Annotated in this window: 1 protein-coding gene; it reads right to left on the bottom strand. The window is 42.8% G+C overall.

Going from position 1 to position 1,023, the window contains the following annotated elements; all coding sequences use genetic code 11:
* Window positions 1–84 precede the first annotated feature (84 nt).
* Window positions 85–807: a reverse transcriptase domain-containing protein gene (locus H5200_RS23205; RefSeq protein ID WP_259399282.1), complete on the bottom strand. Its 723-nt coding sequence runs from the start codon at window positions 805–807 to the stop codon at window positions 85–87.
* Between the last annotated feature and the right edge of the window lie 216 nt (window positions 808–1,023).

The raw sequence follows: 1,023 nt of genomic DNA, 5'->3' as shown, positions 1-1,023 counted from the left end.
ATCATCACATTGAGATAATGCTTTTTCAACCGCTTGAACTTTAAATTCTTGTGTAAATCGACGTCTCATTTTTATCTGCCTCTATTAAAAGTTAGAGGCGACAACTATCCTGACACAGGGGGATAATGGCCCACCTTGAGGGACTCCTTTGGTTGACTCAAACCACAGACCTGTTTCGCGCTCTGCGATCCCCGCTCGTAAGTATTTACCGAGTAGGCGCATGAGTGCTTTGTCTTTGATTTTACGACCAATACGATTCATCAGCATGTCATGGTTTACCTCATCAAAGAACTTAGACAAGTCAATATCAACCGCTGTTTTATAACCTTGTTTAACACAAGCTTGAACATGTTTTACTGCTTGACTGGCTCTTTTATGAGGGCGATAACCATAACTATGTGGTGAAAATTGAGGCTCAAAGTAAGGGTTAATCACTTGAGCAATGGCTTGTTGGATCACTCTGTCGATAACAGCAGGGATCCCAAGCATTCGCTCACCGCCATCAGGTTTGGGTATCATCACGCGTTTGACTGGCAAGGGTTGATAAGTGCCGTTAAGTAATTGTTGTTTAATACCCAGCCAATGTAACTTAGCGAAGTCATTAAATTCCTCAATACTCATATTATCAATACCCGCAGCCCCTTTATTGCGCTTAACATGTTGCCATGCTGCGCTAATATTGTGGTTGCTTAGTACCTTTGCCATAAGGTCATGATCTATTTGGTTATATTCATTCGAGGTATTATTCACAGTCGAACGCTGTTCATCACTATCACAACACGGTGATCTATGTGAATTCAAGTTCATTTGTAGTGTCTCCTCTGGTTAAGATGTTCAGGCCTTCACCGTGTCCCCTCCATTACGATGGGCGTTTGGCTACTATGCCGTCTGCTGACTTCTGATAAATCACTTTAACGATTACTCGATAAAGCGCGTCTAAAACTAACGCTTGTTTACTGCTATTTCGCTCGCTGTAGGTCGCAGCAACCAAAGCGCCAAGGGTTGAACAACCAGTCCCTAACT

This window comes from Pseudoalteromonas sp. SG43-7 (assembly GCF_014164295.1).
Classification (GTDB): domain Bacteria; phylum Pseudomonadota; class Gammaproteobacteria; order Enterobacterales; family Alteromonadaceae; genus Pseudoalteromonas; species Pseudoalteromonas rhizosphaerae.
This window is presented reverse-complemented; position numbering and strand designations above follow the sequence as displayed.

Excerpts from the sequence above, each read along its gene's own strand:
- H5200_RS23205 (WP_259399282.1), bottom strand. The coding sequence starts at position 807 with ATGAACTTGAATTCACATAGATCACCGTGTTGTGATAGTGATGAACAG.